This window comes from Pseudomonas sp. GW821-FHT05D12, from assembly GCF_059419825.1.
In genome coordinates, this window is record NZ_JBWKSN010000001.1 from 374,771 (window position 1) to 400,039 (window position 25,269).

The following is a 25,269-nucleotide window of genomic DNA, read 5'->3' on the forward strand; positions in this document are numbered from 1 at the left end:
CGAGGGCCTCAATAGAATTGGCAAAAACTCAGGCGCCCTAAACTAGCAGTCGTTTCCGCTTGGGCACCTGAGAATTCTGGCTATGAGGCGGATAGACGGGCGCAGCCTTCCGGCTACGCGGGTGAGTCAACCGCGGTGTCGAGACTCCACTGCCTTGCGCAGGGTGTCGATCAACGCCTGGATACGGGCGTGCTGCATTTTCATGGAGGCTTTGTTGACGATCAGGCGAGAGCTGATGTCGGCAATGAAATCCTGCGGCTCCAAACCGTTGGCGCGCAGGGTGTTGCCGGTGTCGACCACATCGATGATCTTGTCGGCGAGGCCAATCAGCGGCGCCAGCTCCATCGAGCCGTAGAGCTTGATGATATCGACCTGGCGGCCTTGCTCGGCGTAGTAACGCTTGGCGACGTTGACGAACTTGGTGGCCACTCGCAGGCGCCCCTTGGGCTCGACGTCACCGACACGGCCGGCCGTCATCAGCTTGCACAGGGCAATGCGCAGATCCAGCGGCTCATACAGGCCCTGGCCACCGTATTCCATCAGCACGTCTTTGCCGGCGACACCCAGGTCGGCCGCGCCATGTTCAACGTAGGTCGGCACGTCGGTAGCCCGCACGATCAACAGGCGCACGTCGTCCTGGGTCGTTGGGATGATCAGCTTGCGGCTCTTGTCCGGATTCTCGGTCGGCACGATGCCCGCTTCAGCCAGAAGCGGCAAAGTGTCGTCAAGGATGCGGCCCTTGGACAGTGCGATGGTCAACATGGGAAACGTCAGTCCTTCATCAGGCTATTGCGGTCCGGTCACAAACGGCGCCAGACACAGATCGAGGCCATTACTGCCTCGATTTGAAACAAACCATTTAACAACAAACACCTTCCCGTGGCGAGGACGCTTGCTCGCGCTGGGGCACGAAGCGGCGCTGGAAATGGGACTGCCGCGCAGTCCAGCGGGAGCAAGCTCCCTCTCCACAGTGAAGGTGTTTGCAGTGCCGGGACTAGCCCGGTACGCGGCGGATTTTCGCGCCGAGCATCTGCAGTTTTTCTTCGATGCACTCGTAACCACGGTCGATGTGGTAGATGCGGTCGATCAACGTGTCACCTTCGGCGATCAGCGCCGAGATCACCAGGCTGGCCGAAGCGCGCAGGTCGGTCGCCATCACTGGCGCGCCCTTGAGCTTCTCGGTGCCGGTAACGATAGCGGTGTTGCCTTCGACCTGGATCTTCGCGCCCATGCGGTGCAGTTCGTACACGTGCATGAAGCGGTTTTCGAAGATCGTCTCGATCACGGCACCGGTACCTTCGGCAATCGCGTTCAGGGAGATGAACTGCGCCTGCATGTCGGTCGGGAACGCCGGGTACGGAGCGGTACGCACGTTCACGGCTTTTGGCCGCTTGCCATGCATGTTCAGCTCGATCCAGTCGGCACCGGTAGTGATTTCAGCACCGGCTTCCTTGAGTTTTTCCAGCACGGCTTCAAGGATGGTCGGATCAGTGTCCTTGACCTTGACGCGACCACCGGTGACGGCAGCGGCAACCAGGTAGGTACCGGTCTCGATGCGGTCCGGCATCACCTTGTAGGTGGCCGAATGCAGGCGCTTGACGCCTTCGATGGTGATGGTGTCGGTGCCGGCGCCGGTGATGTTGGCACCCATGGCGATCAGGAAGTTGGCCAGGTCGACCACTTCCGGCTCGCGCGCGGCGTTTTGCAGGACGCTGCGACCGTTGGCCAGGGCAGCCGCCATCATGATGTTCTCGGTACCGGTCACGCTGACGGTATCGAAGAAGAAATTGGCACCGCGCAAGCCGCCTTCCGGCGCCTTGGCCTTGATGTAGCCGCCTTCGACGTCGATGGTTGCACCCATGGCCTCGAGACCACGGATGTGCAGGTCAACCGGACGCGAGCCAATCGCGCAACCGCCAGGCAGGGCTACTTCAGCTTCGCCGAAACGGGCAACCATCGGGCCCAGCACCAGGATCGAAGCACGCATGGTTTTCACCAGTTCGTACGGAGCGATCAGGGTCTTGATGGTGCGCGGGTCGATTTCGACGGCCAGTTTCTCGTCGATCACCGGCTCAATGCCCATGCGACCGAACAGCTCGATCATGGTGGTGATGTCATGCAGGTGCGGCAGGTTGGCCACGGTCACCGGGCCATCGCACAGCAGGGTCGCTGCCAGGATCGGCAAGGCGGAGTTTTTTGCACCGGAGATGCGGATCTCGCCATCAAGGCGGGCACCGCCGGTAATAATCAATTTATCCATAAGAATCTCGACGCCTTGGGGGCTCAGGTGCGCTCGGCCCAGGCCGCGCGGCTGAAAAATTTCATAGTGACCGCGTGGATGCTGCCATCGGTGATCCACGGGTTCAAATGGGCATAGACCTGCTGTTGACGCTTGACCGGGCTCAATGCCGCCAGTTCATCGCTAATCACGTTCAGCTGGAAGTTGCAGCCTTCGCCTTCAACTTCTACGTTCGTTTCCGGCAGCTTTCCTTCAAGGAAGCTTTTAACTTCTAGGGCCTGCATGCTCAACCTCTATCGGCGCCCAGTGCGCACGGGTCGCACATCATACAAAAAAGCCCCGCGCCTGCGAACCCCGCATAGCAGGACTCTGACGGGGGGCTTCTTTAATAATGTGTATTAAGGATGCGCCAACAGTTCGGTCAAACCGGAAACTTCGGCAATTTCACGCATGTCTTCGGGCAATGCACGGATGCTGACCGGCTTTTTGGCCGCCTCTGCATCGCGCATGAAGCACAGCAGCAACGACAAACCGACACTGCTGGACTTGGTCACCGCCGAACAATCCAGCACCAGCGCAGGCGCGGTGCTGGTCTTGATCAGCGCCTGGCCCTGCTTGCGCAGGTCAGGCCCGGTGCGGTAATCCAGCACGCCGCTGATGAACAGCTCGCCAGCGTCGCCGAGACGAACAGCCGACTCGGTCATTGCGCGGGCTTCCCGGCGGCTTTGTCGGTCTCTTCCTTGGCCTTGGCAACTTCACCGGCCCAACCATTGATGGTTTTGTCCAGGTCGTTGCCATTGCGCTGCATCGCGTCAGCGAACTGGTCACGGAACAGCTTGCCGATGTTGATACCGTTGATGATCACGTTGCGCAGTTTCCACTCGCCGTTGACCTTCTCCAGGGTGTACTGCACAGGATAGACCGCGCCGTTGTTGCCCTTGACGGTCATGCCAACGCTGGTGCGATCGCCCGACTCATCCTTGGCTGGATCAACGGTGATGCCCTGGTTGTTGTACTCAAGCAGTGCATTGCCGTAGAACTGGAACAGGCCTTTCTTGAAGTTTTCCTGGAACGTCTGCATCTGCGCAGGCGTCGCCTTGCGCGAATACTTGACGGTCATGATGCTGCGCGAAATACCTTCGGCGTCGACGACCGGGCCGACGATGGTGTTGAGCGCGTCGTAGAACTTGCTGGGATCCTGCTTGTACTGCTCTTTATGGGCAGTCAGGTCGGCCAGCATCTTGTTGGTCGTGTCCTGCACCAGATCGTGCGCAGAACCCGCCGCGTTAGCCATCAACGGCAGCGCCGCCAGCAGTACCAGGAGGCCACGTCGCAAGGTAGAGATCATGTACAGATTCCTCATTTGGCGTCTTTATTGACCGTATTGAGCAGGAATTTACCGATCAGGTCTTCAAGTACCAACGACGACTGTGTGTCGTGGATTGTCGAGCCATCCTTGAGCAAGGCTGTTTCCCCGCCCACGCTGATACCGATGTACTTCTCGCCCAGCAGACCCGCAGTGAGGATAGATGCAGTGGAGTCGGTCGGCAGATTATCTACCTTCTTGTCCAGTTGCATCGTCACTCGACCGGTGAAGCTGTCGCGATCCAGATCGATTGCCGTGACCTTGCCGATGGTGACACCGGCCATGGTCACTTTAGCTCTGACAGTCAAACCGGCGATATTGTCGAAGTACGCGTAAAGTTTATAAGTGTCGGCGGTGGGGCTCGCGGAAAGACCACTGACTCGCAGGGCCAGCAACAATAAAGCCAGGATGCCAGCCAGCAAGAAAAGGCCGACACCGATTTCCACAGTGCGGTTTTGCATCAGAAATCTCCAAACATCAAGGCGGTCAAAATGAAGTCAAGGCCCAGTACCGCCAGCGAGGCGTACACAACGGTCTTGGTGGTGGCGCGACTGATCCCTTCTGAAGTGGGCTCACAGTCGTAGCCTTGGAATACGGCGATCCAGGTCACTACAAAGGCGAAGACGATGCTTTTTATGATGCCGTTGAGCACGTCGCCGCTGAAGGTCACGCTGTTCTGCATGTTGGCCCAGTAGGAACCGTCATAGACGCCCAGCCAGTCCACTGCCACCCACGAACCGCCCCAGATACCCACAACGCTGAAGATCATCGCCAGCAATGGCAGGGAAATGAAGCCGGCCCACAGGCGCGGGGCAACAATGTACTTGAGCGGGTCCACGCCGATCATTTCCAGGCTGGACAACTGCTCGGTGGACTTCATGTTGCCGATTTCAGCCGTCAGCGCCGAACCCGCACGCCCCGCGAACAGCAGCGCGGTGACCACCGGCCCGAGCTCACGCAGCAACGTCAGGGCAACCATCTGCCCTACCGCCTGCTCCGAACCGTAGCTGGAGAGGATATTGAAGCCCTGCAGCGCCAGCACCATGCCGATGAACACACCGGAGACCACGATGATCACCAGGGACATGACGCCCACGGCATGCAGTTGCTTGACCAGCAGGCCAAAGCCGCCACCGATGCCGCCGCGGCCGAGCAAGGCGTGGAACAGGAAAATCGTCGAGCGGCCCAGGACTTCGACAATGTCGATGCCGGAGCGACCGAAAAGGCGGACCTTTTCGATAAGAGATGTCTTGCGCATCAGCGCTTCCCCAGAAGATCTGAGCGGTAATCCGCTGCCGGAAAGTGAAAAGGCACCGGGCCATCGGGATCGCCAGTCATGAATTGGCGAATGCGCGGATTGTCTGCGTTCATCAGTTCTTCTGGCGTGCCCTGGCCCAGTACCTGGCCATCGCCAACTACATAGAGGTAATCGGCAATGCTCGCGGTTTCTGCAAGGTCGTGGGACACCACGATGCTGGTGATGCCGAGGGCGTCGTTGAGCAGGCGAATCAGGCGTACCAGCACCCCCATGGCAATCGGGTCCTGGCCGACGAAGGGCTCGTCGTACATGAGGATCTGCGGATCGAGGGCAATCGCACGCGCCAGGGCGACCCGGCGCTTCATGCCGCCGGACAGCTCGTCGGGCATCAGGTCGATGGCACCGCGAAGGCCGACGGCCTGCAGTTTCAGCAACACGATGTCACGAATCATTTCGTCAGACAGCTGCGTATGCACCCGCAGCGGAAAGGCCACGTTCTCGAACACATCGAGGTCGGTGAACAGCGCGCCGCTCTGGAACAGCACACCCATGTGCTTGCGCGCATCGAACAGATCGCTGCGCGACAGCGTCGGCAGATTCTGGCCGTTGACCCACACTTCGCCGGCGCTGGGACGCAATTGCATGCCCATCAGGCGCAACAGGGTGGTCTTGCCGCAACCGGAAGGCCCCATGATGCCCGTGACCTTGCCGCGGGGAATGCGAATATCGACGTTCTCAAAGATGCTGCGCGTCCCGCGCTTGAAGGTCAGTCCCTTCAGCTCGACCGCGTAGGCGTTATCGGCACTCATCTAAACTCCTTGGGATGCAGCCTCTCACTCAGACACCACGCTTGCGACAAACGTTTGCAACGATTGCGCAATTGATAGCCACATGGGCTGGGCGGACCGAACTGGCGGCGAACTATATCACTGCTGGTACAACGCGCCCAAGGCCGGAACTGCGCTTGTTCAGATTGGGGACAGCGAAAAAACGTTGCCGGCTGTGTTACTGAAGAAGGAATCTCAGGCATCAGGTGAATAAAGCCTGACGAACTTGCGTGAGGGAATCGATCATTACCGTTATAATCGCCGACTTTTCGTCAGGCTATACGATTTCAGACATGAGCCAATCCAGCGACCTTATTCAATCCGCACAACGCACCATCCGCCTAGAGCTTGAAGCCGTGGAAGGCTTGCTGGCGCATATCGACGCGGATTTCGTACGCGCTTGCGAGATGATTCTGGCCAGCAAAGGCCGCGTTGTCGTGGTCGGCATGGGCAAATCAGGTCACGTGGGCAACAAGATCGCCGCGACCCTGGCCAGCACCGGGACCACCGCGTTTTTCGTGCACCCGGCCGAAGCCAGCCACGGCGACATGGGCATGATCACCAAGGATGACATCATCCTGGCGCTGTCCAACTCCGGCACCACCAACGAAATCGTGACCCTGCTGCCGCTGATCAAGCGCCTGGGCATCCAGATGATCAGCATCACCGGCAACCCGGAATCGACGCTGGCCAAGGCCGCCGAAGTGAACCTCAATGTTCACGTGGCCCATGAAGCCTGCCCGCTGAACCTGGCGCCGACCTCCTCCACCACCGCAGCCCTGGTGATGGGCGATGCGCTCGCCGTGGCATTGTTGGAAGCACGCGGTTTTACCGCGGAAGACTTCGCATTTTCCCACCCAGGCGGCGCCCTGGGCCGGCGCCTGCTGCTCAAAGTGGAAAACGTCATGCATTCGGGCGATGAATTGCCCCACGTCCCGCGCGGCACTCTGCTGAAGGACGCGCTGATGGAAATGACCCGCAAGGGCCTGGGCATGACAGTCATCCTGGAAGCCGACGGGCGCCTGGCCGGGGTCTTCACCGACGGCGACCTGCGCCGCACCCTGGACCGCACCATCGACATCCATACGGCGACCATCGATGCCGTGATGACGCCCCACGGCAAGACCGCGCGCCCGGACATGCTGGCCGCCGAAGCCCTGAAGATCATGGAAGACCACAAGATTGGCGCACTGGTGGTGGTCAATGCCGACGACCGCCCGATCGGCGCCCTGAACATGCACGACTTGCTGCGTGCAGGAGTGATGTAAATGACCAGCGACCTGTTGCAACGCGGCAAAAACATCAAGCTGGCGATTTTCGACGTTGACGGCGTGCTGACCGATGGCCGCCTGTACTTCCTCGAAGACGGCAGCGAATTCAAGACGTTCAACACCCTCGACGGCCAAGGCATCAAGATGCTGATGGCAGCGGGCGTGCAAACCGCGATTATCAGCGGCAGAAAGACTCCCGTTGTGGAACGCCGCGCACAAAACCTGGGGATTCCTCACCTGTATCAGGGCCGCGAGGATAAACTGGTGGTCCTGGACGAGCTTCTTGGCCAACTCAACCTAAGCTATGAGCAGGTCGCCTACTTGGGCGATGACCTGCCTGACCTGCCGGTCATTCGCCGAGTGGGCCTGGGCATGGCCGTCGCCAATGCGGCGGCCTTTGTCCGCGAGCACGCCCATGGCATCACCACCGCGCGTGGTGGCGAAGGTGCCGCCCGCGAGTTCTGCGAGCTGATCCTGCGTGCCCAGGGCAGCCTTGAAGCGGCCCACGCCGCCTACTTATAGAGCGTTTTATGCTGAGTAAAAAGATTCGCAACTTCCTGCTATTCGGGGTCATTGCCGCGCTGTTCCTGGCGGTGGGCTACTGGAATATCAGCCCGGAGCGCTTTCTCGACCAGCCTGCTGCGCAGGTCGACGAAGGGGCTATCGACTACTACGCCATCAATGCCAAGAGCGTGCAGTTCCTGCCCGATGGCAAGGTGCAGTACGAGATGACGTCGGACAAGGTCGAGCATTTGAAGGCCACCGAAGTGACCCTGCTGACCAACCCGGACATGAACATCTACCGTGGCACCGAGTTTCCATGGCACGTCACCAGCAAGCGTGGCGAGGTCAACCCGGACGGCACCCAGGTAGAACTGATCGACTCGGTACGTGTTGCACGCACCGATGCGAAAAACCGCGACACCGTGATTACCAGCAGTCGCATGACCGTATTCCCGCAGAAGCAATATGCGCAGACCGAGCAAGACGTTAGAATCGACGGCGCTGGCGGTGTATCGACTGGCAAGGGAATGAAAGCGTATTTGAAAGAAAGCAGGATACACCTGCTATCGAACGTAAGAGGACAGTATGAGGCTCGTTAAAACTCTCCCTATTTTGCTCGGTCTGGGCGCAGCACTGGGAAGCGTGAGCGCCTGGGCTCTGCCGAACGATAGCCAGCAACCGATCCACATCTCGGCCGACGATGCGCAGCTGGATGACAAGCAAGGCGTCGCCACCTACACCGGCGGCGTGATCATCACCCAAGGCTCGATGAAGATCACCGGCAACACGGTGACGCTGACTCGCACCCAATCCGGCGACATCGACGTGGTGACGTCAGTGGGCAACCTGGCTTACTTCGAACAGAAGCAGTCCGCGACCGATACCGGCCCGATGAAAGGCTATGGCAAGACCATCCAGTATCACGCCCAGCAGAATCGCATCGTGCTGATCGACCAGGCCAAGGTGCTCAGCCCCGACGGCAACTCCACGGAAGGTGAAAAGATCACCTATGACACCGTGAAGCAGGTCGCCAACGCCGGCCGCGCCACGGGCAGCAAGCTCAGCGCACCGCGTCCACGCATCGACATGGTTATCCAGCCGAAGAAGAAAGACGGCGCTGCCCAGCCTGCGCCTAAACCCGATGCGAAGAAGGCGAACTAATGGCAACCCTGAAAGCCCAGCATCTGGCCAAGGCTTATAAAAGCCGCCAGGTCGTGCGCGACGTCAGCCTGTCGATCGACAGCGGCCAGATCGTCGGCTTGCTCGGCCCCAACGGCGCCGGCAAGACCACCTGCTTCTACATGATCGTCGGCCTGGTCCAGGCGGACCAGGGTCGCGTCCTGATCGACGACCTCGATGTCAGCCACCAGCCGATGCACGGCCGCGCCCGCGCGGGCATCGGCTATCTTCCGCAAGAAGCGTCGATCTTCCGCAAGCTGTCGGTTTCCGACAACATCATGGCGATCCTCGAGACCCGCAAGGAACTCGACCGTGACGGCCGTCGCAAGGAGCTGGAAAGCCTGCTGCAGGAATTCCATATCAACCACATCCGCGACAACCTCGGCATGAGCCTGTCCGGTGGTGAGCGTCGCCGCGTGGAAATCGCCCGGGCGCTGGCCACTGCACCCAAGTTCATCCTGCTGGACGAACCGTTTGCCGGTGTCGACCCGATCTCGGTGGGTGATATCAAGCAGATCATCCACCACCTCAAGGCCAAGGGCATTGGCGTGTTGATCACTGACCACAACGTCCGTGAGACCCTCGATATCTGCGAAACCGCGTATATCGTCAACGATGGCCAGCTGATCGCCGAAGGCGACTCCGCCACTATCCTGGCCAACGAACTGGTCAAGGAAGTGTACCTGGGTCACGAGTTCCGCCTGTAAGCCTGCCTGTTTGAAAAAGGCGGTGGCAGGCCGTTCGCCAAGGTGCGCGGGAGTCAATGAAAACCTCCGGATTTTTATTGTTACCGCGCTCTAGGCAAAGCCCCCGATATCAGGCATATAATTTGCTTATGTTTGGCGCTCACGCGCCCTGTCGTGGATGGCGCATTGCGCCGGCGAATAAGGTGTTAAGCCCCTGCCATGAAACCATCGCTAGTCCTGAGAATGGGCCAGCAGCTGACGATGACACCGCAGCTGCAACAGGCCATCCGCCTGCTCCAATTGTCGACCCTGGACCTGCAACAGGAAATCCAGGAGGCCCTGGAGTCCAATCCGATGCTCGAACGCCAGGAAGAAGGCGACGACTTCGATAATGCAGACCCGCTGGCCGACAACATCGAGCAAAAACCCAATTCCGACGTGCAGGAACCCTCCTACCAGGAAACCGCCCCAACGGTGGATAACCTTGAGGAAGGCGACTGGAACGAACGCATCCCCAACGAACTTCCCGTGGACACCGCCTGGGAAGACGTCTACCAGACCAGCGCCAGCAGCCTGCCCAGTAACGACGATGACGAATGGGACTTCACCACGCGCACCTCAGCCGGCGAGAGCCTGCAGAGCCATCTGCTGTGGCAACTGAACCTGGCGCCGATGTCGGACACCGATCGCCTGATCGCCGTGACCCTGATCGACTGCATCAATAACCAGGGTTATCTGGACGAAACGCTCGAAGAGATCCTCGAAGCCTTCGATCCGGAGCTGGATATCGAGCTGGACGAGATTGAAGCCGTCCTGCACCGCATCCAGCAGTTCGAGCCCGCCGGCATTGGCGCGCGCACCCTCAGTGAATGCCTGTTGCTGCAACTGCGCCAACTGCCAGCCAAGACCCCTTGGCTGGTCGAGGCCCAGCGCCTGGTGACCGACTATATCGACCTGCTCGGCAGCCGCGACTACAGCCAGCTGATGCGCCGCATGAAGCTCAAGGAAGACGACCTGCGCCAGGTCATCGAACTGGTGCAGAGCCTCAACCCGCGTCCGGGCTCGCAGATCGAGTCCAGCGAAGCCGAATACGTGGTGCCTGACGTGATCGTGCGCAAGGACAACGAGCGCTGGCTGGTGGAGCTGAACCAGGAATCCGTGCCACGCCTGCGGGTCAACCCGCAATATGCCGGTTTTGTGCGCCGCGCCGACACCAGCGCCGACAACACCTTCATGCGCAACCAATTGCAGGAAGCGCGCTGGTTCATCAAGAGCCTGCAAAGCCGCAACGAAACCCTGATGAAAGTCGCCACCCAGATCGTCGAGCATCAGCGCGGCTTCCTGGAATATGGCGACGAAGCAATGAAACCGCTGGTCCTGCACGACATCGCCGAGGCGGTGGGCATGCATGAATCGACGATCTCGCGGGTGACCACGCAAAAATTCATGCATACCCCACGCGGTATATATGAGCTGAAATACTTTTTCTCCAGCCATGTCAGCACCTCTGAAGGCGGCGAATGCTCGTCCACGGCGATTCGCGCGATCATCAAAAAACTGGTTGCCGCGGAAAATCAGAAAAAGCCGTTGAGTGACAGCAAGATCGCTGGTTTACTGGAGGCACAAGGCATTCAGGTCGCCCGTCGAACCGTCGCCAAGTACCGCGAATCCCTTGGGATCGCGCCTTCCAGCGAGCGAAAGCGTTTGATGTGACGGGCGGGCCAAAGCGTTCCAGTGGCAGGCACCCCGGCCTGCCGCTTTATGCACTGGCAACGAAGGAGAAGCTGTATGCAAGTCAACATCAGTGGACACCAGCTGGAAGTCACCAAGCCCCTGCGTGAGTACACCGAGAGCAAGTTGAACAAACTTGCGGGGCATTTTGACAAGATCACCAACGTGCAGGTCATCATGGAGGTCGATAAGCTCAAGCAGAAAATCGAGGCCACCCTGCACGTACCGAATGCCAAGCTCGTCGCCAATGCGGAACATGAGGACATGTACGCGGCGATCGACTCGCTCTACGACAAGCTGGACCGCCAACTCATAAAGCATAAGGAAAAGAATCTGCACCTGATGCAAGGTACAGGTCGTTAACTCTCCCCCCATGATCCGACTTGAAACCATCCTGACCCCCGGCCGTTCCCTCGTGAACGTGCCGGGCGGCAGCAAAAAGAAAGCCCTCGAAGAAATTGCCAAACTGATCCATGGCCAAGTGCCTGAATTGGATGAGCAAGTTGTCTATGAGTCGCTGATCGCCCGTGAAAAACTGGGTTCGACCGGTTTTGGTAACGGCATCGCCATTCCACACTGCCGCCTGCAAGGCTGTGAAACACCTGTCAGCGCCTTGCTGCACATGGAAAAACCTATCGATTTCGACGCCATCGACGGCGCCCCGGTCGACCTGCTGTTTGTACTGCTGGTCCCACAGGCTGCCACCGATGCGCACCTGGAGCTGCTTCGGCAGATCGCCAGCATGCTAGACCGCAAGGAAGTACGCGACAAACTGCGCAGCGCTGCCACCAGTGAGGCGCTCTATCAGGTTGTCCTGGATGAACAAAACGGGCAGTAATCATGCGTTTGATCATCGTCAGCGGCCGCTCCGGCTCGGGTAAAAGCACCGCCCTCAATGTTCTTGAGGACAACGGTTTCTATTGCATCGACAACCTGCCCGCCGGCCTGCTGCCGGAATTGGCGGAACGTGCGTTGATCCACACCGAACTGGCGCAACCCCTGGTCGCTGTTTCCATTGACGCCCGCAACCTGCCCAGCCACCTTGAGCGCTTCCCGCAATTGCTCGAGGAAGTGCGCGCCAAACACATTCATTGCGATGTGCTGTACCTGGACGCCGACGAAGAGACGCTGCTCAAGCGCTTCTCCGAAACCCGCCGACGCCACCCGCTCAGCAGCCCTCATCGCTCGCTGGCTGAAGCCATCGAAGATGAGACCAAGTTGCTGGGGCCGATCATCGACCTCGCCGACCTCAAGATCAACACCACCAGCCTCAACCTGTACCAGCTGCGCGATGCCATCAAGCTGCGCCTGCTGAATCAGCCGGAGCCTGGCACAGCATTTCTCGTGGAGTCTTTTGGCTTCAAGCGGGGCATGCCGGTGGACGCCGACCTGGTGTTCGATGTGCGTTGCCTGCCCAACCCCTACTGGAAACCGGAACTGCGTGATCAGTCCGGGCTGGATCAGCCGGTGGCCGATTACCTGGCAGCGCAGCCGGATGTGGAGGAGATGTTCCAGGACATCTCCAGCTACCTGCTCAAATGGCTGCCGCGCTTTGCCGCGAGCAACCGCGCCTATGTCACCATCGCCATCGGCTGCACCGGCGGCCACCACCGTTCCGTCTACCTGACCGAGCGCCTGGGCCAGGTGCTGCAACAAACCCTCAAGAACGTCCAGGTTCGCCACCGCGACCTTAGCTGAAAGGAACACCCCCGCGATGCCCGCTCTGGAAATTGAAATCATCAACAAGCTGGGCCTGCACGCCCGCGCCTCGGCCAAATTCGTCGGTGTTGCCGGGCAGTTTCCCTGTCAGATCCGCGCCGGGCGCACCCCGGAATCCATGGTCGACGGCAAGAGCATCATGGCCATGATGATGCTGGCTGCCGGCAAGGGCACCAAGATTCATCTGAAGACCGAGGGTGAGCAGGAAGACGAAGCAATGGCCGCACTGGTGGCATTGATCAATAACTTCTTCGACGAAGGCGAATAACCTTCCGTAGGAGCCCGGCTTGCCGGCGATAGCGTCCTTCAAGACCGCGACCGAGCGCCGGCGAGCCGACGCCTAACCGGGAGCGGTTTACCCCAGGGCTGTATCCATCACCATCATCAAGCAGAACCCGATGCACAATCCCAGGCTGGCGAGCTTCTCATGACCATTGCGCCGCGACTCCGGGATCACTTCGTGGGTCACCACCAACAGCATCGCCCCAGCAGCCAGGGCCAGGCCCAACGGCAACAGCACCTCGGCCAGGCTCACCAGCCATGCGCAAAGCACTGCAAATACCGGCTCCACCAAGCCTGACGCGGCTCCGATCAGGAAGGCCTTGACCCGCGACATCCCGGCCCCGGCCAATACCAACGCAATCACCAGCCCTTCGGGCACGTCCTGCAAGGCAATACCCATGGCCAAGCTATCGGCGTCCGGCATGCCGCCGCCGGCGGAAACGCCCACCGCCATGCCTTCCGGAATGTTGTGGGCAATAATGGCAAACACGAACAGCCAGATGCGCGGCGGGATCACCGGGTTGTCCGGCGTGCCCACCAACATTTCCGGGCTTGCGCCGGAGACCTTGCGGTCAACCAGATACAACCCGAATGCACCCAGCATGATGCCGAAGCTGATCAAGCCACTGGCGCCCCAGGGCGAGAGCCCGAGGCCTTCAGCCGCGGCAATGCCCGGCACGATCAGCGAAAACGCCGTCGCCGCCAGCATTACCCCGGCGCCAAAGCCCAGCAATGTATCGCTCAACGCCACCGGCATGCGCCGAATCACCAACACCGGCACCGCGCCGAGTGCCGTGCCGAGTGCACAGATTGACCCGCCCTGCAGGGCGCGCAAGATACGCGGCTCCAGGTCCAGCCAGGCCAGCCCATGGGCCACCAACAATGCAGTACCTGCCAATAGCAGCAGCGAGCCAAACGCATAACGAAACATTCGTCCGCTGCTGATCGCCAGTGTTTGCGTGCCCATAGTCGGCCTTAGATCGGGTTATGAAGGGTGAAGATCAGGCCAGGGCGGCCTGATAGCGCGCGGCAACTTCCGGCCAGTTGATAACACTGTAGAAGGCATTGATGTATTCCGGGCGACGGTTCTGGTACAGCAGGTAGTAAGCGTGTTCCCAGACGTCCAGGCCCAGGATCGGCGTATTGCCGTTCATCAGCGGGCTGTCCTGGTTACCACTGCTTTCCACCACCAGGGTCTTTTGCGGTGTCACGCTCAACCAGGCCCAGCCACTGCCGAAACGCGTCAACGCGGCTTTGGTGAACGCCTCCTTGAAGCTGTCGAAACCGCCCAGTTGCTCGTCGATGGCCTTGCCCAGCGCGCCTTCTGGCTTGCCGCCACCCTTGGGCGACATCACCGCCCAGAACAACGAGTGGTTGGCGTGGCCACCGCCTTGGTTGATGACCGCCGCACGCAGTTTTTCCGGCAGTTGTTGCACGCTGGAGACCAGTTTCTCTACCGGCCAGCCGGCGAACTCGGTGCCCTCGACCGCAGCATTGAGGTTATTGATGTAGGTCTGGTGGTGCTTGGTGTAGTGAATCTCCATGGTTTGCGCATCGATATGCGGTTCCAGGGCATCGTAGGCGTAAGGCAAGGCAGGCAAGGTGTAGGACATTTCAATGTGCTCCGTAATAAGGACTGTTGCGAGTCGACGCATCCGAGGGCGCCGCCGTGCTGCCCAGCAGCCGATGAGTACGCGGGTACTCGCCGTGGTCGCTGATGAAATTCAACAGCTCAACGTAGGTCTTGCTGCTCTGGCGCAGGGCCGCTTCACGCAATTGCGGGCTCAGGCGCGGGTCCTGCATGGTCTGCAAGAGGCGCTGGTGGATGGCGCAAAGGTATTCGGCGCTCTCCTCCGGCTGGTTCAGGCGCAGGTGCAGGTCCGCCAGGTTGTGATGGGAAATGACGCAAGCCGCCACCGCTTCGTCGGCATCCGCCCAGCGCTCGAACAACACCTGAGCCAGGGCCAGGGCCTGTAGATAGGCCTCGCGAGCGTCTACCAGCTCGCCCTGCATAAAGCAGCGATTGGCCCGTTCGATCGTGCGTTTCCAATGCTCCATGGTGAGCCTCCAAAGCAGTGTCGGTGATTACACGCCGCCGGCCGTGAGCTTTTCCGGGTCCAGCAGGACCTCCAGTTGGCTGCGCGGCAAGTCGGTGTGCTCGAGGGCGACATCAATCACCGGGCGGCCTTGCTGATAGGCCTTCTTGGCGATTTCAGCGGCCTTTTGGTAACCAATGATCGGGTTGAGTGCGGTGACCAGGATCGGGTTGCGCGAGAGCGCTTCCTTGAGCTTGGCTTCGTTGACCTTGAAGCTGGCGATGGCCTTGTCCGCCAACAGGCGACTGGAATTGGCCAGCAGCTCCAGGCTGCCGAGCAGGTTCTGCGCGATGATCGGCAACATCACGTTCAGCTCGAAATTGCCCGACTGGCCGGCGATGGTGATCACACTGTCGTTGCCGATCACCTGCGCGGCGACCATCGCAGTCGCTTCCGGGATCACCGGATTGACCTTGCCGGGCATGATCGACGAGCCAGGCTGCAGGCCCTCCAGTTCGATTTCACCGAGGCCGGCGAGCGGGCCGGAGTTCATCCAGCGCAGGTCATTGGCGATTTTCATCAGCGAGACGGCAACGGCTTTCAACTGGCCCGAGACGGCGACGGCGGTGTCCTGGGAGCCAATCAACGCGAACAGGTTCTTGCCCGGGGTGAACTTCACGCCGGTCAGGCTGCTCAGTTGCTGGCTGAAGCGCGCAGCAAATTCCGGGTGCGCATTGATCCCGGTGCCCACCGCCGTACCGCCCTGGGCCAGGGCCTGCAGGCTCGGCAGCAGGTCCTGCAAATGACCGATATTGGCCTTGAGCTGCTGAGCCCAACCGTTGAGCACCTGGCTCATGCGCACGGGCATGGCGTCCATCAGGTGAGTACGGCCGGTCTTGATGAACGGATGGACTTCTTCGGCCTTCTGCTCGATCACCTGTACCAGGTGCAGCAGTGCCGGCAGCGTTTGCTCGTGCAGCACCAGCGCGGCGCTGACGTGGATCGTGGTCGGGATGATGTCGTTGCTGCTTTGCCCGCAGTTGACGTGATCATTGGGATTGACCGCTTCGCCGAGCAAACGGCTGGCGAGGGTCGCGATCACTTCGTTGGCGTTCATGTTGGAGCTGGTGCCGGAACCGGTCTGGAAGATGTCCACCGGGAAGTGCTGCATGAAATCGCCTTCGAGCAAGCCCTGGGCGGCATCGACGATGGCCTTGCCCTGCCCTTCGCTGATTTGCTTGAGGTCGACGTTGACCTTGGCGGCCGCCGTCTTGGCCAGGATCAGGGCGCGGATGAACTGCGCCGGCATACGCTGATGGCTGATCGGAAAGTTGTTCACCGCACGCTGGGTTTGCGCACCGTACAAGGCCTCGGCCGGTACCTGCAGTTCGCCCATGCTGTCGCGTTCGATACGGGTGTTACTCATCGTTAGATCCTTGCACCAGGTCGGAGTGAGAAATAGACGGCAGCAATTCGCAGGTCGCCAATTGCCAGGCAAAGGTCTGCCAGCGCTTGAGGCGGCAGGCACAGCGGGAGAGTTTTTCCAGGTCGCGCAGCGGGCGCCAGGCTTGGTCCAGGCACAGGGAACGCCAGTGCCAGGGCAAGGCGATATCGCTGGCGGTGTCGATCAGCAGCCGGAACGACGTTTCAGCGATCGTCCACGGATGGGTGGCCGTGCAACAGGCCAGGTATCGACCTTCGTTGAGGTAATGTTCGATCAGGCGAGGTTCATTCGGATCCAGGCCACAGCGAATCTGACGACTCATCCAGCGCCAGCTCTCCAGGTACGGATCCTCATGCAGGACAGAACTCATGATCCACACTCATTCGGTAATGATATTTATTATTAAATGATATTGAGAATCAACGCAATGACGGCAGAGTAATCCACCTGTCAGGCAGGCATAAAAAAAGCGCGCTATCCGTGGGATAACGCGCTTTGGTTGAACCTCGCTACGGTCAGCTGCCGGCGACGGTCATCCGTTCGATCAATACCGAACCCGTGCGAATATTGCTGCGCAGCTCCAGATCATTGCCGACCGCAACGATCTGCTTGAACATGTCGCGCATATTGCCGGCAATGGTGACTTCCTGGACGGCAAATTGAATCTCGCCGTTTTCGACCCAGAACCCCGCCGCACCGCGCGAATAATCCCCGGTGACCATGTTCAGGCCCTGGCCCATCAACTCGGTCACCAGCAGGCCACGGCCCATGCGCCGCAACAACGCCGCCTGGTCTTCGTCGCCGTGGGTGACGAACAGGTTGTGTACGCCACCGGAGTTTGCAGTGCTCGGCAGGCCGAGCTTGCGGCCCGAGTAGGTGCCCAACACGTAGGACACCAATTCACCTTTCTCGACGAACGGCTTGGCATAAGTCGCCAGGCCATCGCCGTCGAACGCCGAACTGCCCATGGCCCGCATCAGGTGCGGACGTTCGTCGATGGTCAGCCACTCCGGAAACAGCTGCTGGCCGATCGCGCCTTCCAGGAACGATGATTTACGGTACAGGTTGCCACCGGAAATCGCCCCCAGGAAACTGCCGAACAAGCCGCCGGCCAGCTCCGCGGAAAACAGCACTGGCACTTCGCACGTCGGCACCGGGCGCGCGCCCAGGCGGCTCGCGGCACGTTGTGCAGCGCGCTGGCCAATACTGGCCGGATCCGCCAACAAATCGCCCTGGCGGTTCACGTCGTACCAGTAGTCACGCTGCATCTGGCCATTGGCCTCGGCGATCATCACGCAGCTCAAGCTGTGTCGAGTGGATGCATAACCGCCGATAAAACCATGGCTGTTGCCATACACGCGACAGCCCTGATGGGTGCTCAACGTGGTGCCATCAGCGTTCTTGATGCGGGCATCAGCGTCGAACGCCGCCGCCTCACAGGTCAGTGCCTGCTCGATGGCTTGCTCGGGCGTGATGTCCCAGGCGTGGAACAGATCGAAGTCCTTCAGGTCCTTGGCCATCAGCGCTTTATCGGCCAGGCCCGAGCTTTCATCCTCGGAGGTGTGCTTGGCGATTGCCAAGGCGGCGGCCACGGTTTCGCGAATCGCCTCCGGGCCACTCGCCGAGGTGCTGGCCGAACCTTTGCGCTGGCCCACGTACAAGGTGATGCCAAAGCCCTGGTCACGGTTGAATTCGACGGTTTCGACTTCCCGCTGGCGTACCGACGTCGACAGCCCCTGCTCCAGCGACACCGCAACTTCACAGGCGCTGGCCCCCTGGCGCTTGGCCTCGGCAAGGATCTGCTCGACTTGTTCCTGCAGTGCCGGTAACGCTTGCGGACCGACGCTTTGGGCTGCACTCATGGTTTTCTCCACTCAAATTCTGCTTTCGGTTAAGGCCATCGAGCGACCGGGCCGGACAAGCGGCCCCCGACTGGTTATCATGGCGGCGTTTCTTTGCGGACTGCCACCATGGTTGATTCTTACGACGACTCCCTCGATGGGGAGAAAAGCAAATCCCAGGTCAAACGTGAGCTGCATGCTCTGGTTGACCTCGGCGAGCGCCTTACAACGCTCAAGCCGGACTTGATTGCAAAACTGCCACTGACCGACGAAATGCGCCGGGCCCTGGCGGATGCACCCAAGCACACCGCGAATATCGCGCGCAAACGGCACATCTCGTTTATCGGCAAACTGATGCGCGACCAGGACACTGACGCCATTCTGACCTTGCTCGATCAACTCGATGCCTCCACTCGCCAGTACAACGAACGTTTCCATAACCTGGAACGTTGGCGTGACCGCCTGATCTCGGGCGATGACGCTGTACTGGAGAAGTTTGTAGTGGATTATCCGGACGCGGACCGCCAGCAACTGCGCTCCCTGATTCGTCAGGCCCAGCACGAACTGGCGCAAAACAAGGCTCCGGCCACCAGCCGTAAAATCTTCAAGTACATCCGTGAGCTGGACGAGACTCAACGCGGCCTGCGCTGATCCTCTTCCCCGGGTGGCGACCTTCGCCACCCGGCGCTCCACGGCTTACGACCCCGTGCCACCCACGGTGATCGCATCAATCTTCAGCGTTGGCTGGCCGACACCCACCGGCACCGACTGCCCATCTTTCCCGCACGTGCCCACGCCGCTGTCCAGCGCCAGGTCGTTGCCGACCATCGACACCTTGCTCATGGCTTCCGGGCCGTTGCCAATCAACGTTGCCCCCTTGACCGGCGCGGTAATCTTGCCGTCTTCGATCAGGTACGCCTCGCTGGTGGAGAACACGAACTTGCCACTGGTGATATCCACCTGGCCGCCACCGAGGTTGGCGCAGTAGATACCGCGTTTCACCGAGGCGATGATTTCCGCCGGATCGCTTTCGCCACCGAGCATGTACGTGTTGGTCATGCGCGGCATTGGCAGGTGCGCATAGGACTCGCGACGGCCGTTACCGGTGCGCGCCACGCCCATCAGGCGGGCGTTGAGCTTGTCTTGCATGTAGCCCTTGAGCACGCCGTTTTCGATCAGGGTGGTGCACTCGGTCGGAGTGCCTTCGTCGTCGACACTCAGCGAGCCACGGCGACCGGCCAGGGTGCCGTCATCGACAATCGTGCACAGCTTGGACGCGACCATCTCGCCCATGCGCCCGCTGTAGGCGGAGCTGCCCTTGCGGTTGAAGTCGCCTTCCAGGCCATGACCGACCGCTTCGTGCAGCAACACACCGGACCAGCCCGACCCCAGCACCACCGGCAACGTGCCGGCCGGCGCCGGAATCGCCTCCAGATTGACCAGCGCCTGGCGCAGCGCCTCACGGGCATACCCCATGGCGCGGTCATCGGTGAGGAAATATCGGTAGTCGGTACGCCCGCCGCCGCCATGGCCGCCGCGCTCGCGACGGCCGTTCTGCTCGACGATCACACTGACATTGAACCGCACCAGCGGGCGCACATCCGCCGCCAGGCCGCCGTCGGTGGAGGCCACCAGGATGCGCTCCCACACACCGGCCATGCTCACGGTGACTTGCTGGATACGCGGGTCGAGAGCGCGGGTGGCCGCATCGATACGCTTGAGCAAATCGACTTTTTCCGCGCGGCTGATCACTTCCAGGGGGTTATCCGGCGCATACAATTGCGCCACATCCTGGGTGCTGAACGCCTGCACCGTGCCGTTCTGGCCGGCGCGGGAAATCGAACGCGCAGCACGCGCGGCCAGTCCGAGGGCCTCCAGCGTGATTGCGTTGCTGTAGGCGAAGCCGGTTTTCTCACCGGACTGCGCACGCACGCCCACGCCCTGGTCGAGGTTGAAACTGCCTTCCTTGACGATGCCATCTTCCAGCGCCCAGGACTCGGAAATCTGTCCCTGGAAATACAGGTCGGCGGCGTCGATGCCGGGCCCGGCCAGATCGCCGAGCACGGTTTGCAGACTTTCGATGGTCACGCCACCGGGTGCCAGGAGGTATTCACTGACTGAGGACAACAACTCGCTCATAGGTTTGGCCTTAAATTCATCGTTCTGAAGCAGGTCGCTGCGCGCCCTGCGAGAAAAAGCGCCGATGGTTGACCACCGGCATGCGCGCCCGTATCGACGCCTGTTCACTGCTGTCGCGTGCGGCCAGCAACACCGCTTCGCCTTGATCCTGTTGTGTCAGCACACGCCCCCACGGGTCGACGATCGCCGCGTGGCCGTAAGTTTCCCGAGGGCCCGGATGCACGCCCCCCTGGGCTGCCGCCAGCAAGTAGCACTGGGTCTCGATGGCGCGTGCGCGAATCAGCACGTCCCAGTGCGCGGCGCCGGTCACTGCGGTGAAGGCCGAGGGCGCCGTAATCAATTCAGCCCCCGCCGCACGCAACTCGCTGTACAACTCCGGGAAGCGCAGGTCGTAGCACACGGTCAGGCCCAACCGGCCCACCGGCGTATCCGCCACCACCACGTTGCCACCGAAAGCATAGTCGTCGGATTCGCGATAACGACCCCGGGCATCCGCAACATCCACATCGAACAGGTGCAACTTGTCGTAGCGGGCAACGATCTCGCCCTGATCATCGATCAGCAGCGAGCAGGCATTGACCTTGGCATCCGGATAGTCCCTGGGCGGCAACGGCACAGTGCCGGCCACTATCCATAAGGTGAGGTCGCGGGCGGTCTGTTTCAACCATGGCAGGATCGGGCCTTCACCCAATGCCTCGGCGCGACCGATAGCGGCCACGTCGCGGCGGCCCATGGCGGCAAAGTTTTCCGGCAATACCGCCAGCTTCGCACCGCCTGCCGCCGCTTGCTCCAGCAAACGCCGGGCCTGGGCGAGATTGGCCAGCACATCACTCTGGCTGACCATTTGAATTACCGCAAAGGACATGGGCCGCTACTCCATAGAAGGCATGCGGCCATGCTACTCCACAGGCTCTCAGTTTGGTTTTTCAAATGGCTTGTCGAAGGTGATTTTTGGATCCTTCCACGGGCCTTCCACCTTGTATTGCACGCTGGCAAAGCGCGCCACACGGTCGCCGATCAACTTGTCGATCAGGAACAACGCGCCGCCAATGGCCGGCGCCCCCACGATCAGCGCAGCAATCGGCAGGTTATTGGTGACGGGCAGGGTCACCAGCAACTTGGCGTCGACCCGATCGGCCACCAGGTCCAGGGTGCCGTTGAGCTCCAGGTTGGTCGACGGCCCGGTCATGGTGATGGGCTCACGGGTCACGAACACGCCATTGCTGGCGGCCAACAAGCCTTTGACCCGGTCATAGCTCAGGCCTTTGCCGAGCAGGTCGGAGAAGTCCAGGCGCAAACGGCGGCCGATGGAGTTGAAGTTAAGCAGGCCAAACACCCGCAGCGCCTGGGCGCCGCCTTCCACTTCAACGAACTGGCCGCTGCGGAAAGCCGCGTCCAGGCTGCCGGAGAAACGCTTCGGCCCGACATAAGCCGGCGAACCGGGCCAGCGACCGTCCACATCCAGGTGAAAGTCCTTGCTGGTGACCGTCGGCGCGTAGCCCCAGCCCTTGAGCACATCACCGATGTTCTTGCCATCCAGGCGGCCCTTGTACCAGCTGCCGCTGGCTCCCGGCGCACCTTCCCAGCCACCGGCGCCCTTGAGCTGCATGCCCTTGAGCCCCAGGTCCAGGTTGCTGAAGGCGAGGCCCTTGGCGGTCGGACGGATTTTCAGTGACCACGCCCCGACAAGGTCGGGCCCTTGGAACAGTTGATCAATCGCGATATCCAGGGCCGGAATGTCCTTGGGGTCGACGTCGGCCAATGGGTCCGGGGCGTTCTCGTCGGCCTGCACCGTCGGGTCCACCGCCGGCAGTTTCACGTATTGCAGGTTGACCGCAATCGGAGCGCCCTTGGCGTCCGGCAGGTTCACCGTGCCTTTGGCTTGCTGGCTGTCGAGCTGCAGGCCCCAAGCGGCAGGCTTGCGGTCCAGTTGCAGGCTGACCTGATCAAACTGGGTGCCAAAGCCGGTCAGTTTGCCCACCTTGAAGTCTGCGCCGCTGAGCAATTGCTTGGCGCTGCCGCCCGGGTCCTTGCCCGCATAGCGGTCGACCAGTTTTTTCCACGGGTCGATATCCAACTCGGAGAGCACACCGCGAATCCGCAGGCCCTTGCCTGCGGGCAGCACCGCATCGCCATCGCCGAGGAACAACTCGCCGCGCCCGTCATTGAATTTTTCCGGCGGCGCGGCAAAGGTAAAGTTCGCCAACTCGCCATAGTCAAACCAGTAGCGCCGCTCGGCACCCTGCAAGGTCATGCGGAATGTGCTGTCGCGGCCCTGGCTGGCCGGCATGCCGAACGGGGCCGGCAGGTCCACCGCCACGCCCTTGAGGTTGGAACTGACCATCAACTGGCTGTCGGCACCGTCCAGGTTGACCTGCAGCTGGTACGGGATATCCCCGGATACTGGCAATGGCTGGCTGATTTTCAGCCAATCGGTCAGCCGCTTGACCGTGACCTGCCCCTTGGCCGTCACACGGGTGCTGATACTACCCGGCTTGCCATCGGCGAAAATCTGCGCGGTAATCGGCCGGTCGAACGCCTGGGCCGTGATGTTCTGGCCGCTCAGGCCCTTGGCACTGTCAAAACGGAAATCGCCCTTGAGCTGGGTCAGGTCCAGGGTCGGCTCAGCCAATTGCAGGCGCGCCTTGTCGGTCTGGAAATCCACCACGATCTTGGGCTCGGTGCCCTTGGCCAATGGAATGTCCAGGTCGAGCTTGCCTTTCAGGTCGCCCTCGCCTTTCCAGCCGGCAAAGGTCGATGCCGTACCGATCGGAGCTTCCTGCAGGATCTTCAGGCCATCGCCAAGCCCGCCGGCAAATTCGCCGGTGAGCAACAGGTGGCTGTCCTTGCCCTCAGGCGCGTGCGGAATATTGACGTAGACGTCCTTGACCTTGGTGTCGAGCAGTTGGCCCTTGCTGGCCAGGATGCGCACCCCGCTCTCTTCGACGAACACTTCGCCCTTGACCTTGCTCACATGCGGCCAGCCAGGCTGGAACGCCAGCTCGGCATCATGCACCTTGAAGAACAGGCTGATGTTGCGTGAAGCCGGCAATGCGTCGTGGTTCAGCGAACCCTGGTACTGGAAGAAACCCTGGTCGACCGCGCCCTTGAGAATCGCCGTGCGCAGCCATTCGTCCAGGGCCGGGCTCAGCACCGCAGGCAAATACTTGGGGGTGAAACGCCCATCGCCGTCGACCATGCCGACCCGCAGGTCCATGTAGTCTTCCTGGGTATGGTCGAAATGCAGGCGAATCAGGAAATCCGCCGCGATCTTGCCTTCCTCACCCAGCACCTTGATATACGGGGCGATCAGGGTGAAACCCTGCTTGTCGAGTTTCCAGGTCAGGCGTGCATTGGCCTGGAGGTACTGCCAGGGCTTGGCGAAAATCGGGTCGAGGTGCAGGGAAAAGTCCTTGCTGTCCATGCGCAACTCGCCATGGCCCAAGTCGCCACTGATGCTGCCGGACACGTTGCGCGCAGCCGGCGCGCCGAAGTACGCATCAAAACCCACACGTTCAAGATTGGCGGCGAAGCTGACCTTCTGGTCGGTGCTGTCCTGGGGACGGAAATCCACCAGCACATTACGCAGCAAGCCGGTGGCCTTGAGGTGTTCGATAGTCTTGGCGAAGCCTTCGGGCAGCGGCGCCAGGGCATTCAACAGTGGGGTGATCGGCGTGAGGTCCAGGCGGTCAGCCTGCAGCTTCCAGACCTCCTGCGCCGTGTCGGTGGGCAGGCTTTGCTGCAGCTGCAGGCGCGACTCCCAACGGGTGTCCCCCAGGTTCATGGCCAGCGAGTCGAACAACACCTTGAGACCGCTCTCGCTGCGTTGCACGTACGCTGTCAGCGCGAGGTTTTCGATATGCACGGGCTTGCGGTCGGCGTAGCTGCCCTTCACCTGTGGCGAATTAAGACGCACCACCGCGCTCTGCACGGTGCGCTGGCCCCAGCTCAACCAGAATTCGCCGCCGGCCTTGAATTGGGTGAGTTTCCACTGCTGGGTCAGCCGGGCCGGAATCCACTTGGCCCAATCGCTTTGTGGCAGGCTCAGGTAGGCATCGACGGCACCGTCTTTCCACTGGCTCGCGCGAATGCGACTGCGCAGGCTCAGGGCCAGCGGCTGGCCGTCGGGCAGTGTCAGGCGGGCATCCAGGCGCTGGCGGGTGGCCCCCGTGTGCAGGCTCAGGCCTACGTACGTCAGGGTCAGCGGTGCCTGGCCGTACGGCTGCAACGTGACCTGGCTGTCGAGCAAAGACACGCGCTTGACCCTCTGCATGCGCGTGAGCACCTGCTCCGGGTCCAATGGCTGGTCATCCTGCACCGGCAAGCCTTGCAAGGCCCAATGGCCGTCCTTGTCTTCCTTGACGCTCAATTGCAGGCCACTGACTTCCAGATGGGCAATGCGCACTTCGCGCGCCATCAGGCTGGCCCAGAGGTCCGGCACCACTTCGACCTGGTCCAGACGCAAGGCACTGCTGCCCTCGCCGACCATCACGTCATGGGCCAGCAGCACCGGCGCAAAACCGCTCCAACGCCCTTCGAGGCTGCCGATCTGCAGCGGCATGTCCACCGCAGCCTGGGCCTTGGCTTCAATTTCTGCGCGGTATTCAGCCACCAACGGGGTCAATTCACGACCCAGGCTCACGTACACCGCCGCCAACACCAGCAGCAAAGTGCACAGGCCCAGGCCCCAACGGGTCAAAGCGGCAAAAAAGCGTATCAGACGCTCCATGTCAGGCGACCCTCAAGG

General features: G+C 61.0%; 28 protein-coding genes. 11 read left to right on the top strand and 17 right to left on the bottom strand.

Features of this window, described 5'->3' with window-relative positions; translation table 11 throughout:
* Positions 1-126: 126 nt before the first annotated feature.
* The 8 genes from hisG to AC07SI_RS01765 form a co-directional block, all read right to left on the bottom strand.
* A complete protein-coding gene (hisG, locus tag AC07SI_RS01730; protein ID WP_003188599.1) occupies positions 127-762 on the bottom strand; it encodes an ATP phosphoribosyltransferase in 636 nt (211 codons plus the stop codon).
* A gap of 232 nt (positions 763-994) precedes the next feature.
* The gene (gene murA / locus AC07SI_RS01735) at positions 995-2,260 is read right to left on the bottom strand and encodes a UDP-N-acetylglucosamine 1-carboxyvinyltransferase (RefSeq protein WP_065900737.1); all 1,266 of its coding nucleotides are present in this window, start codon (positions 2,258-2,260) and stop codon (positions 995-997) included.
* Positions 2,261-2,283: 23 nt separating this feature from the next.
* Positions 2,284-2,523, bottom strand: coding sequence for a BolA family protein (locus tag AC07SI_RS01740; protein WP_017845972.1), 240 nt, complete (start codon positions 2,521-2,523; stop codon positions 2,284-2,286).
* Positions 2,524-2,637: 114 nt separating this feature from the next.
* A complete protein-coding gene (locus AC07SI_RS01745; protein ID WP_106805143.1) occupies positions 2,638-2,943 on the bottom strand; it encodes an STAS domain-containing protein in 306 nt (101 codons plus the stop codon).
* Positions 2,940-3,587, bottom strand: a complete 648-nt coding sequence (locus tag AC07SI_RS01750; RefSeq protein ID WP_065900730.1) for an MlaC/ttg2D family ABC transporter substrate-binding protein — start codon at positions 3,585-3,587, stop codon at positions 2,940-2,942. Before AC07SI_RS01750 ends, AC07SI_RS01745 begins: the two co-directional genes overlap by 4 nt.
* 11 nt (positions 3,588-3,598) lie before the next feature.
* The gene (gene mlaD, locus AC07SI_RS01755; RefSeq protein WP_017845975.1) at positions 3,599-4,066 is read right to left on the bottom strand and encodes an outer membrane lipid asymmetry maintenance protein MlaD; all 468 of its coding nucleotides are present in this window, start codon (positions 4,064-4,066) and stop codon (positions 3,599-3,601) included.
* Positions 4,066-4,863: a lipid asymmetry maintenance ABC transporter permease subunit MlaE gene (gene mlaE, locus AC07SI_RS01760; protein ID WP_060754952.1), complete on the bottom strand. Its 798-nt coding sequence runs from the start codon at positions 4,861-4,863 to the stop codon at positions 4,066-4,068. Before mlaE ends, mlaD begins: the two co-directional genes overlap by 1 nt.
* Complete coding sequence (locus AC07SI_RS01765) at positions 4,863-5,672, bottom strand: ATP-binding cassette domain-containing protein (protein WP_065900728.1); 810 nt, start codon at positions 5,670-5,672, stop codon at positions 4,863-4,865. Before AC07SI_RS01765 ends, mlaE begins: the two co-directional genes overlap by 1 nt.
* A gap of 311 nt (positions 5,673-5,983) precedes the next feature.
* Here AC07SI_RS01765 and AC07SI_RS01770 point away from each other — a divergent pair, with 311 nt between their 5' ends.
* The 10 genes from AC07SI_RS01770 (at position 5,984) to AC07SI_RS01815 (ending at position 13,048) form a co-directional block, all read left to right on the top strand.
* Positions 5,984-6,958 (top strand): KpsF/GutQ family sugar-phosphate isomerase, encoded by a 975-nt coding sequence (locus tag AC07SI_RS01770; RefSeq protein WP_065900727.1) that lies wholly within the window; start codon positions 5,984-5,986, stop codon positions 6,956-6,958.
* Entirely contained in the window at positions 6,959-7,483 is a 525-nt protein-coding gene (locus tag AC07SI_RS01775) for a KdsC family phosphatase (RefSeq protein WP_034118123.1), read from the top strand. It abuts the gene before it with no gap.
* Positions 7,484-7,491: 8 nt separating this feature from the next.
* Positions 7,492-8,064, top strand: a complete 573-nt coding sequence (gene lptC, locus AC07SI_RS01780; RefSeq protein ID WP_065900725.1) for an LPS export ABC transporter periplasmic protein LptC — start codon at positions 7,492-7,494, stop codon at positions 8,062-8,064.
* A complete protein-coding gene (lptA, locus tag AC07SI_RS01785; RefSeq protein WP_106805144.1) occupies positions 8,051-8,626 on the top strand; it encodes a lipopolysaccharide transport periplasmic protein LptA in 576 nt (191 codons plus the stop codon). The genes lptC and lptA overlap by 14 nt, the downstream gene beginning before the upstream one ends.
* Entirely contained in the window at positions 8,626-9,351 is a 726-nt protein-coding gene (lptB, locus tag AC07SI_RS01790; protein ID WP_016974288.1) for an LPS export ABC transporter ATP-binding protein, read from the top strand. The genes lptA and lptB overlap by 1 nt, the downstream gene beginning before the upstream one ends.
* Before the next feature lie 198 nt (positions 9,352-9,549).
* A complete protein-coding gene (locus AC07SI_RS01795) occupies positions 9,550-11,043 on the top strand; it encodes an RNA polymerase factor sigma-54 (protein WP_065900722.1) in 1,494 nt (497 codons plus the stop codon).
* Positions 11,044-11,118: 75 nt separating this feature from the next.
* Complete coding sequence (gene hpf / locus AC07SI_RS01800) at positions 11,119-11,424, top strand: ribosome hibernation-promoting factor, HPF/YfiA family (protein WP_003171804.1); 306 nt, start codon at positions 11,119-11,121, stop codon at positions 11,422-11,424.
* A 10-nt stretch (positions 11,425-11,434) separates the two neighbouring features.
* Positions 11,435-11,899 (top strand): PTS IIA-like nitrogen regulatory protein PtsN, encoded by a 465-nt coding sequence (gene ptsN, locus AC07SI_RS01805; protein WP_065900720.1) that lies wholly within the window; start codon positions 11,435-11,437, stop codon positions 11,897-11,899.
* Between the two features lie 2 nt (positions 11,900-11,901).
* Positions 11,902-12,759, top strand: a complete 858-nt coding sequence (gene rapZ, locus AC07SI_RS01810) for an RNase adapter RapZ (RefSeq protein ID WP_065900719.1) — start codon at positions 11,902-11,904, stop codon at positions 12,757-12,759.
* A gap of 16 nt (positions 12,760-12,775) precedes the next feature.
* The gene (locus AC07SI_RS01815; RefSeq protein ID WP_016974292.1) at positions 12,776-13,048 is read left to right on the top strand and encodes an HPr family phosphocarrier protein; all 273 of its coding nucleotides are present in this window, start codon (positions 12,776-12,778) and stop codon (positions 13,046-13,048) included.
* A gap of 87 nt (positions 13,049-13,135) precedes the next feature.
* Here AC07SI_RS01815 and AC07SI_RS01820 read toward each other — a convergent pair whose 3' ends face one another.
* The 6 genes from AC07SI_RS01820 to pmbA form a co-directional block, all read right to left on the bottom strand.
* A complete protein-coding gene (locus AC07SI_RS01820; protein ID WP_065900716.1) occupies positions 13,136-14,029 on the bottom strand; it encodes a ZIP family metal transporter in 894 nt (297 codons plus the stop codon).
* Between the two features lie 34 nt (positions 14,030-14,063).
* Entirely contained in the window at positions 14,064-14,675 is a 612-nt protein-coding gene (locus AC07SI_RS01825) for a superoxide dismutase (RefSeq protein ID WP_065900714.1), read from the bottom strand.
* A gap of 1 nt (position 14,676) precedes the next feature.
* Positions 14,677-15,120: a DUF2753 family protein gene (locus AC07SI_RS01830; RefSeq protein ID WP_065900711.1), complete on the bottom strand. Its 444-nt coding sequence runs from the start codon at positions 15,118-15,120 to the stop codon at positions 14,677-14,679.
* 27 nt (positions 15,121-15,147) lie between these two features.
* A complete protein-coding gene (locus tag AC07SI_RS01835) occupies positions 15,148-16,524 on the bottom strand; it encodes a class II fumarate hydratase (RefSeq protein ID WP_106805146.1) in 1,377 nt (458 codons plus the stop codon).
* Positions 16,517-16,912, bottom strand: coding sequence for a FagA protein (locus tag AC07SI_RS01840; RefSeq protein ID WP_065900706.1), 396 nt, complete (start codon positions 16,910-16,912; stop codon positions 16,517-16,519). Before AC07SI_RS01840 ends, AC07SI_RS01835 begins: the two co-directional genes overlap by 8 nt.
* A gap of 145 nt (positions 16,913-17,057) precedes the next feature.
* A complete protein-coding gene (gene pmbA / locus AC07SI_RS01845; protein WP_065900704.1) occupies positions 17,058-18,404 on the bottom strand; it encodes a metalloprotease PmbA in 1,347 nt (448 codons plus the stop codon).
* Between the two features lie 108 nt (positions 18,405-18,512).
* Here pmbA and yjgA point away from each other — a divergent pair, with 108 nt between their 5' ends.
* The gene (yjgA, locus tag AC07SI_RS01850) at positions 18,513-19,034 is read left to right on the top strand and encodes a ribosome biogenesis factor YjgA (RefSeq protein ID WP_065900703.1); all 522 of its coding nucleotides are present in this window, start codon (positions 18,513-18,515) and stop codon (positions 19,032-19,034) included.
* A gap of 45 nt (positions 19,035-19,079) precedes the next feature.
* Here the strand turns inward: yjgA and tldD are convergent, their stop codons facing one another.
* Genes tldD through AC07SI_RS01865 form a run of 3 tightly spaced genes read right to left on the bottom strand, consistent with a single transcriptional unit; the run spans position 19,080 to position 25,251 of the window.
* On the bottom strand, positions 19,080-20,522 hold the full coding sequence (tldD, locus tag AC07SI_RS01855; protein WP_495004973.1) for a metalloprotease TldD: 1,443 nt from the start codon (positions 20,520-20,522) through the stop codon (positions 19,080-19,082).
* Positions 20,523-20,538: 16 nt separating this feature from the next.
* Entirely contained in the window at positions 20,539-21,387 is an 849-nt protein-coding gene (locus AC07SI_RS01860; RefSeq protein WP_495004974.1) for a carbon-nitrogen hydrolase family protein, read from the bottom strand.
* Positions 21,388-21,435: 48 nt separating this feature from the next.
* A complete protein-coding gene (locus AC07SI_RS01865; protein WP_495004975.1) occupies positions 21,436-25,251 on the bottom strand; it encodes a YhdP family protein in 3,816 nt (1,271 codons plus the stop codon).
* Positions 25,252-25,269 lie beyond the last annotated feature (18 nt).

What these genes read in the sequence shown, in the direction of transcription:
- AC07SI_RS01770 (WP_065900727.1), top strand. Translation starts at nt 5,984, where the DNA reads ATGAGCCAATCCAGCGACCTTATTCAATCCGCACAACGCACCATCCGC.
- AC07SI_RS01820 (WP_065900716.1), bottom strand. Translation starts at nt 14,029, where the DNA reads ATGGGCACGCAAACACTGGCGATCAGCAGCGGACGAATGTTTCGTTAT.
- pmbA (WP_065900704.1), bottom strand. Translation starts at nt 18,404, where the DNA reads ATGAGTGCAGCCCAAAGCGTCGGTCCGCAAGCGTTACCGGCACTGCAG.
- AC07SI_RS01795 (WP_065900722.1), top strand. Translation starts at nt 9,550, where the DNA reads ATGAAACCATCGCTAGTCCTGAGAATGGGCCAGCAGCTGACGATGACA.
- AC07SI_RS01860 (WP_495004974.1), bottom strand. Translation starts at nt 21,387, where the DNA reads ATGTCCTTTGCGGTAATTCAAATGGTCAGCCAGAGTGATGTGCTGGCC.
- yjgA (WP_065900703.1), top strand. Translation starts at nt 18,513, where the DNA reads ATGGTTGATTCTTACGACGACTCCCTCGATGGGGAGAAAAGCAAATCC.
- AC07SI_RS01865 (WP_495004975.1), bottom strand. Translation starts at nt 25,251, where the DNA reads ATGGAGCGTCTGATACGCTTTTTTGCCGCTTTGACCCGTTGGGGCCTG.
- murA (WP_065900737.1), bottom strand. Translation starts at nt 2,260, where the DNA reads ATGGATAAATTGATTATTACCGGCGGTGCCCGCCTTGATGGCGAGATC.
- lptA (WP_106805144.1), top strand. Translation starts at nt 8,051, where the DNA reads ATGAGGCTCGTTAAAACTCTCCCTATTTTGCTCGGTCTGGGCGCAGCA.
- AC07SI_RS01835 (WP_106805146.1), bottom strand. Translation starts at nt 16,524, where the DNA reads ATGAGTAACACCCGTATCGAACGCGACAGCATGGGCGAACTGCAGGTA.
- AC07SI_RS01775 (WP_034118123.1), top strand. Translation starts at nt 6,959, where the DNA reads ATGACCAGCGACCTGTTGCAACGCGGCAAAAACATCAAGCTGGCGATT.
- AC07SI_RS01830 (WP_065900711.1), bottom strand. Translation starts at nt 15,120, where the DNA reads ATGGAGCATTGGAAACGCACGATCGAACGGGCCAATCGCTGCTTTATG.
- AC07SI_RS01750 (WP_065900730.1), bottom strand. Translation starts at nt 3,587, where the DNA reads ATGATCTCTACCTTGCGACGTGGCCTCCTGGTACTGCTGGCGGCGCTG.
- hisG (WP_003188599.1), bottom strand. Translation starts at nt 762, where the DNA reads ATGTTGACCATCGCACTGTCCAAGGGCCGCATCCTTGACGACACTTTG.
- ptsN (WP_065900720.1), top strand. Translation starts at nt 11,435, where the DNA reads ATGATCCGACTTGAAACCATCCTGACCCCCGGCCGTTCCCTCGTGAAC.
- tldD (WP_495004973.1), bottom strand. Translation starts at nt 20,522, where the DNA reads ATGAGCGAGTTGTTGTCCTCAGTCAGTGAATACCTCCTGGCACCCGGT.
- rapZ (WP_065900719.1), top strand. Translation starts at nt 11,902, where the DNA reads ATGCGTTTGATCATCGTCAGCGGCCGCTCCGGCTCGGGTAAAAGCACC.
- AC07SI_RS01825 (WP_065900714.1), bottom strand. Translation starts at nt 14,675, where the DNA reads ATGTCCTACACCTTGCCTGCCTTGCCTTACGCCTACGATGCCCTGGAA.
- AC07SI_RS01740 (WP_017845972.1), bottom strand. Translation starts at nt 2,523, where the DNA reads ATGCAGGCCCTAGAAGTTAAAAGCTTCCTTGAAGGAAAGCTGCCGGAA.
- hpf (WP_003171804.1), top strand. Translation starts at nt 11,119, where the DNA reads ATGCAAGTCAACATCAGTGGACACCAGCTGGAAGTCACCAAGCCCCTG.
- AC07SI_RS01815 (WP_016974292.1), top strand. Translation starts at nt 12,776, where the DNA reads ATGCCCGCTCTGGAAATTGAAATCATCAACAAGCTGGGCCTGCACGCC.
- AC07SI_RS01765 (WP_065900728.1), bottom strand. Translation starts at nt 5,672, where the DNA reads ATGAGTGCCGATAACGCCTACGCGGTCGAGCTGAAGGGACTGACCTTC.
- AC07SI_RS01745 (WP_106805143.1), bottom strand. Translation starts at nt 2,943, where the DNA reads ATGACCGAGTCGGCTGTTCGTCTCGGCGACGCTGGCGAGCTGTTCATC.
- lptC (WP_065900725.1), top strand. Translation starts at nt 7,492, where the DNA reads ATGCTGAGTAAAAAGATTCGCAACTTCCTGCTATTCGGGGTCATTGCC.
- lptB (WP_016974288.1), top strand. Translation starts at nt 8,626, where the DNA reads ATGGCAACCCTGAAAGCCCAGCATCTGGCCAAGGCTTATAAAAGCCGC.
- mlaD (WP_017845975.1), bottom strand. Translation starts at nt 4,066, where the DNA reads ATGCAAAACCGCACTGTGGAAATCGGTGTCGGCCTTTTCTTGCTGGCT.
- AC07SI_RS01840 (WP_065900706.1), bottom strand. Translation starts at nt 16,912, where the DNA reads ATGAGTTCTGTCCTGCATGAGGATCCGTACCTGGAGAGCTGGCGCTGG.
- mlaE (WP_060754952.1), bottom strand. Translation starts at nt 4,863, where the DNA reads ATGCGCAAGACATCTCTTATCGAAAAGGTCCGCCTTTTCGGTCGCTCC.